Source organism: Roseovarius sp. EC-HK134, from assembly GCF_902498815.1.
In the GTDB taxonomy this organism is placed as follows: Bacteria; Pseudomonadota; Alphaproteobacteria; order Rhodobacterales; family Rhodobacteraceae; genus Roseovarius; species Roseovarius mucosus_A.
On the sequence record NZ_LR701537.1, the window covers coordinates 1 to 5,494 of the forward strand.

Here is a 5,494-nt window from a genome sequence, read left to right on the forward strand (position 1 = left end):
CGATGCCCGCCCACCCGATGCGCCAAGCTGTGCTGCCATCCAGCGTTTGGTTCCGAATACGCCTTGCATGAGGGCTGGCACATACACATCCGCGTCCAGCTGGGGCCAGTGCAGTCCGAGGCCCGCAGGCGTGATCTCGATCTCGCGCAGGCCGTCAGTATCCGCGTCCACCAGGTCTTCCAGCAGATGCACGGGCACTATGATCGTGACGCCGGTGTTGAGGTCTACGACCAGCCGGTTCTGGCGGGCATCGTATTCTGCCCCGACAGCATAACCGTTCCGGCGTATCTCTTCGCCCCGGATGGTTGCCGCCTGAAATTCCTTTTCAGTAATCTCCATGAAACTCCCTCCATTTTGGGCAGAGGACTGACAGGTGGAAGGCCAGTTCCTTCTGCATCCTGTTCACGGTCCGCAACGACACCCCATGCCGTTCCCGCAGCTCGGGAGGGCCCTCAGGGCAATTCAGCACGAACACCGCCTCTCCCTCGGTCGAGATGACGTGAACATGGGCAGGGCGATGATCGTTCGTGTAAATCATCACCCGTAAGCCATCGAGGCGAAGGACAGTTGGCATCGCCAAGAATATATCCTAAGCGCTTGGGTTTTTCAAGTGGACAGGGCGGCGAATGGCTGGTTCGTCCGCGCACCTGCCCTTCGGCACTAGTTGCCGAACAGCTTTTTCCAGAACCCGCGCGGGCGCTTGTCTTCCAAGAGAGCTGTAGCCTGCTGCCGCCACCGGTCCCGATCTTCACGAAGGTCAGTTATGGTTTCCTGCAACTGCTGGCGCTCACGCTCACGCTCTTTTTCAATTGTTGCCAGTTGGATACGCAGCGTTCCGAGGTCGCTTCCCGGGTGTTCCCTGTCGTTCCGAATGGTACGTTCCGCGTTCCGTTCCGCTGGAACAGGCGGGAACACCCGATGCAGTTCCGCCGGTTCGATGGAATATATGCCATTTTCTGTCTTAGTCGCTGAAACTTTTCCGGATTTTAACGCGCGATGAATTGTGGTTTTGCTCTTTCCCGTAGCCTTTGCGGCTTCTTTCAAGGTGTAGCTCATGGCGTTCCGCTGCGTTCCAAGCGGAACGATAAGGAGCGTTCCGCTGTGTTACGCATCGTCTTTGCCAATTTTTGTGGCGGGCAAGTCGGGTTCCATGCCAGGAAGGGTCGGTTCGGAAGGTGGTGGCAGGCCATCCCCTGATGGAAGCTGTTGTTCGTCCCGCAGCAGGCTGGGGACACGTCGCAGCGGCTCCTGTTGGCCGAGCTGATCGCGATCCGGCTGTTCCTCCTCCGACAGAACGACCGCTGCGCTGAACAGACTGTAGCGGATACCATCACGCTTTCCGGTCCAAGCCACCCGATCATTGATGATGTAGGCATTCACAGTGCCACGCTCGCCGACCTGCCGTATCTCGATCCAGTTTCGATCCCGAAGCGTCTTGAAGGCGGTTTTCACCGTGTTGACATGGCGACCCATGATTTTCGCCATCGTTTTTTGGGAAACGACGACGGCGTTGTGTTCGCCCACCCGCGCGACCAGCAGGTGCATCAGCATTGCCGCGTTTGGGCTGTCGCGCATAAGAGCAGCCCAAGCTTCATGCGCCGCTCGTTCGGTCTGAACCCAAGTCCCTGGGCGTTTCTTGTCCGGCAAATTCACTGTCCACCCCCAACCATTTCACTGTCAGTTTCTGACATTAGTAACGCACAAACATTGTCAGTTATCAATACGAGATTGTCAGAAACTGACACCAGATTGTCTAGGGGTGGACAATCCTAGGCTGTCTAGGGGTGGACAATCCTAGAGAGTCTACCCCCCCCCTATAACCCATTGAAATCATTGGCTCGAAATTTTGCGCCTTCTAATGATCTACAGGAGGGCAAAAAATCCACGCCCGTTCGGACGGGAGCGCTCGTCAGGAAGCTGGCGACCGGCCGGGCGGGGGTGGAGTTTTTGATCGACGCAGGCGACGAAGGAGCCTGCTTCTTCGACAGTGCCAAACTCGAACCGGTGGTGGTGAGATCAAACCTTGCCACGAGCGCAACGCTGACTGGATGGGGTGGGTCAGGCAGGGAGGGGAAGGTTTCGCGAAAACCTGATCGGCAGCACCAGCGGCAAGTGTTGGATTTGCCGAGAATGGATTGGGGCAAAATGAGACGTCAGTTCCCAGTTTGCGGCGGTCGTCTGATCCAGACGGCGCAATAGCTGGAACCGTCGTTCTGCTTGACCACCTGACCGCCTGCGCCGCTGCAAAAGATGCCCGGATAATCTCCGAATTCCCGCGCGGCGATTTCGCCACCGACCCAGAACGCCGCCAGTGCGCCGAGAAGCGCTCCTGTGGCTCCTATGGAGGCCAACCACACCCAGAACCCTCCGAACCAGCGCCACGCCTCTTTGCGGGCCTCTCCTGCGGCCTGTGTGAACTTCTGGCGTTCTTGGGTCAGTTGCTCCCGGATATCGCCCAGAACGCGCTCAGCGGCCTCTGTCGCCGCCTGTGTGGCGCTGCGGGCCATCTGGTCCCTGTCAGCCTTCAGAGCGCTTTTCAGCGTCCGTGGGGCTTCCTGCGCAGCCCGTTCCATCCTGCCGACCGCTTGGGTCAGGGTTTCATGCAGCGCCTCGGCCTCCTCGTGGTTCAGGCTGGTGCGTTGCAGGCGCTGCATTTCCAGACGGATCAGATCGAGGGCATCGGCAAATTCCTGAAACGGATCCTTGCTCATGTCTGATCCGCCTTCGCCGCCACCTGATCCAATTCTTTCAGCAACCCGGTCAGTTCTTTCTGATCGACTTCGCGGGTGGCGTTCTTGCGCAAGGTCGCGGCCATCCATCGGGCAATCTTCGGGTCTTTCAGAGCTTCGGTTGTCACGATGGCCCCGACGATGATTTTCCGCCGGGTCTCGCTGGCCTTCTGGCGCTGTTTCAGGCGGGCAAGCTTGGCCTGTGTTGATGCGATTTGCTGATCTATCGTCCGCGCCATTTTGTTTCCTTTTGCACTGCCCTAGGTTGCTTTTAGGCTACCGCCGAGGTAGAGAGCAAGACACGAAGTGCCCACTTATACAAACGCTGCGCGTTTGTGTGGGCGGGGGAGACTGGCGTTTCCCCTCGACCCCTAATCTAAGTGCGGCACCAAATGGCGATCTATCATTTACGCGCAACGATGATTTCCCGCAGCCAGGGCCGCAGCGCCACGGCGGCAATCGCTTACCGCGTGGCCGAGCGGATCGAGGACCGCCGCACCGGGTTGGTCTTCGACTACGCGGCGCGGGGCGGTGTCGATCACACTGAAATTCTCGCACCGGATCATGCGCCGAATTGGGTCCGTGACCGATCCGAGCTGTGGAATCGCGTCGAGGAAGCCGAGACCCGCAAGAACAGCCAGGTCGCCCGCGAAATCCGCGTGGCCCTGCCCGCCGAGCTGACCCACGACGAGCGGGTCGAGCTGGTGCGGGAGTTCACCCAAGCGCAGTTCGTAGGCCGGGGCATGGTGGCCGACATCGCCCTGCACGCGCCGGGGCGCGAGGGCGACGAGCGCAACCATCATGCCCATATTCTGCTGACCACCCGTGAGGTGGATGCAGAGGGTTTCACCACCAAGAACCGCGACTGGAACAAGGTCGAGGTTCTTGAGGGCTGGCGGGAGGCTTGGGCGCGGGACAGCAATGCCGCCCTAGAGCGCGCCGGCATCGAGGACCGCGTGGATCACCGGACCCTCGTGGCGCAACGCGACGAGGCGCTTGAGCTGGCATCGGCGGCGCGGGAGCGCGGCGACGAGGGCGCGGAGCTGGTGCAGACGGTGCGGGCGATGTCGCTGGACCGCCCGCCCCTGCCCCAGCTTTCCCCCGGCGCGTGGCAGATGAAGGAGCGCGGAATAGAGGTCGGGCGGGTCGGGGCCTGGCACGAGGCCAAGGCCCGTGCCGCCGAGGTGATGGAGGTCGCCCGCGAGCTGGCGGGCCACGTCCGCGACTGGCTTGACCGGGCTGCGGAGCGGGTGCTGGGATCGGGGCAGTCCGAGCTGGCGCTTGCCGGGGGGCGCGACGGCCGGGACCAAGACCCCGACCAGTCCGATCGGCGCGATCTTGTCACGCGGTTTCGGGAGGCATGGGAGGCCCGTCAGAGCCAACCGGAGGTTCGGGAGACCGCCGCGCCGGAGCGAGAGCGCGAGACGCCGCAGGAGTTCGCGGCGCGGTTGCGTGAGGCGGCAAAGAGGATCGACCGGGACGCGCTGGCCGACCGTGCAGCGGCGTTGCGCGAGGGCCGCGAGGCAGAGGAACGGCAGGCCGAACTGGACGCGACGCAGGAGCGCGAGTTGGAGCGCCAGCAGGAGATCGAGCGGGAGGCGGACAGCATCGCCGAACGCGACCGAGGGCTGGGCCACGGGCTATAGAAGGGCTGTGATCTAACCGGGTTAAGTCGTACAAGCACAGATTGCGAGGTCGGGACCGGATCAGGTTCAGTTATTGAATCCGTAAGGGCTGCTATCATTGTTGTCGAAGTATCCGTCGTTATCACTATCCGAGTCCAGATAATTAGGCGTACCGTCTCGATCATAGTCTCGACTGCGGGGATTCATGAGCTGATAGCTGTTCGTAGATGGGCCATAATTATTGGAGATACTGCTGTCAGGCGAGGAACGGATGTGGGGACGCACATAGGTGCCATCGCTTCTATAATATCCTTTCACAGTAACGTCCTGCGCCAGGCCGAGGGAGGGTACGATGGCCAGTGCAGCCACCGCCATCGAGATCAAATTGAACTTTTTCATGCCCTAAGTCTCCAATGTAATTGGGTAGCTCAGTACGCGACGAAAGATTTCCAAACAAGAAGTTTGAACAGCTTCTTGAGGCATGTTTTCCTTCGAAAGGGGACTTGCAGTGGCGTGGAAGGCGCGGCTACTTTCACACAACTTTTGGAGGACTGATAGTGAACAAGATCATTACAGGATGCGTTGCCCTGTGTCTTATGGCCGCTCCGGCATTGGCGCTTTCCACGACCGAGATCAAGAGAATGATGATCGACCAATCGATCAGGTCTTACTCTGGAAATTGCCCTTGCCCCTTTAATCGGGCGAGCAACGGCAGCAAGTGCGGAAAAAGAAGTGCCTGGAGCCGTCCCGGAGGGGCCTCCCCGATTTGTTATGAGAGCGACATTTCCGATCAGATGCTGGAGAATTTCATTCGGCGTAACGGCCTAAGCAGGAACTAGCTTACGCGAGGCGTACAGCATCGCCGAGCGAGACCAAGGCCTTATAGGCTGTCGCGGATCGCCCGCGCCCTCCCCGCCTTGTGGGGGCGGTCGGGCGCTACCGTCTCACGCCTTCTTCTTCGGACGCCCGCCCTTCGCGCCGTTTGCGCGGGACGCGGCGGTTTTTGCGGCGGTCGATGCCCGCCCACCCGATGCGCCAAGCTGTGCTGCCATCCAGCGTTTGGTTCCGAATACGCCTTGCATGAGGGCTGGCACATACACATCCGCGTCCAGCTGGGGCCAGTGCAGTCCGAGGCCCGCA

The 5,494-nt window shown here is 60.5% G+C and carries 8 protein-coding genes and 1 pseudogene; 1 reads left to right on the plus strand and 8 read right to left on the minus strand.

What is annotated here, in order from left to right; genetic code table 11:
* The 6 genes from GC127_RS01220 to GC127_RS01245 all read right to left on the minus strand — a co-directional run.
* The coding region (locus GC127_RS01220) for a DUF2442 domain-containing protein (RefSeq protein WP_151992550.1) at nt 1-339 on the minus strand (339 nt) is incomplete at its 3' end.
* Nucleotides 326-574, minus strand: coding sequence for a DUF4160 domain-containing protein (locus GC127_RS23310; RefSeq protein ID WP_151976034.1), 249 nt, complete (start codon nt 572-574; stop codon nt 326-328). The genes GC127_RS23310 and GC127_RS01220, both read right to left, overlap by 14 nt.
* An 86-nt stretch (nt 575-660) precedes the next feature.
* On the minus strand, nt 661-1,056 hold the full coding sequence (locus tag GC127_RS01230; RefSeq protein WP_151976035.1) for a hypothetical protein: 396 nt from the start codon (nt 1,054-1,056) through the stop codon (nt 661-663).
* Between the two features lie 48 nt (nt 1,057-1,104).
* Nucleotides 1,105-1,653, minus strand: a complete 549-nt coding sequence (locus tag GC127_RS01235; RefSeq protein WP_254700814.1) for a helix-turn-helix domain-containing protein — start codon at nt 1,651-1,653, stop codon at nt 1,105-1,107.
* Between the two features lie 500 nt (nt 1,654-2,153).
* Entirely contained in the window at nt 2,154-2,711 is a 558-nt protein-coding gene (locus GC127_RS01240) for a hypothetical protein (protein ID WP_151976029.1), read from the minus strand.
* Nucleotides 2,708-2,968 (minus strand): hypothetical protein, encoded by a 261-nt coding sequence (locus tag GC127_RS01245; RefSeq protein ID WP_151976030.1) that lies wholly within the window; start codon nt 2,966-2,968, stop codon nt 2,708-2,710. Before GC127_RS01245 ends, GC127_RS01240 begins: the two co-directional genes overlap by 4 nt.
* A 153-nt stretch (nt 2,969-3,121) precedes the next feature.
* Between GC127_RS01245 and mobQ the strand changes: the two genes are divergently transcribed.
* A complete protein-coding gene (gene mobQ / locus GC127_RS23015) occupies nt 3,122-4,375 on the plus strand; it encodes a MobQ family relaxase (protein WP_151976031.1) in 1,254 nt (417 codons plus the stop codon).
* 66 nt (nt 4,376-4,441) lie between these two features.
* Here the strand turns inward: mobQ and GC127_RS01255 are convergent, their stop codons facing one another.
* Nucleotides 4,442-4,753 (minus strand): hypothetical protein, encoded by a 312-nt coding sequence (locus GC127_RS01255; protein ID WP_151976032.1) that lies wholly within the window; start codon nt 4,751-4,753, stop codon nt 4,442-4,444.
* A 545-nt stretch (nt 4,754-5,298) separates the two neighbouring features.
* Nucleotides 5,299-5,494 (minus strand): annotated as a pseudogene (locus tag GC127_RS22965) (DUF2442 domain-containing protein); the annotation flags it as partial.

Bases quoted from the DNA above. Each gene is read 5' to 3' on its own strand.
- GC127_RS23310 (WP_151976034.1), bottom strand. From the start codon at position 574: ATGCCAACTGTCCTTCGCCTCGATGGCTTACGGGTGATGATTTACACG.
- GC127_RS01230 (WP_151976035.1), bottom strand. From the start codon at position 1,056: ATGAGCTACACCTTGAAAGAAGCCGCAAAGGCTACGGGAAAGAGCAAA.
- GC127_RS01240 (WP_151976029.1), bottom strand. From the start codon at position 2,711: ATGAGCAAGGATCCGTTTCAGGAATTTGCCGATGCCCTCGATCTGATC.
- GC127_RS01245 (WP_151976030.1), bottom strand. From the start codon at position 2,968: ATGGCGCGGACGATAGATCAGCAAATCGCATCAACACAGGCCAAGCTT.
- mobQ (WP_151976031.1), top strand. From the start codon at position 3,122: ATGGCGATCTATCATTTACGCGCAACGATGATTTCCCGCAGCCAGGGC.
- GC127_RS01255 (WP_151976032.1), bottom strand. From the start codon at position 4,753: ATGAAAAAGTTCAATTTGATCTCGATGGCGGTGGCTGCACTGGCCATC.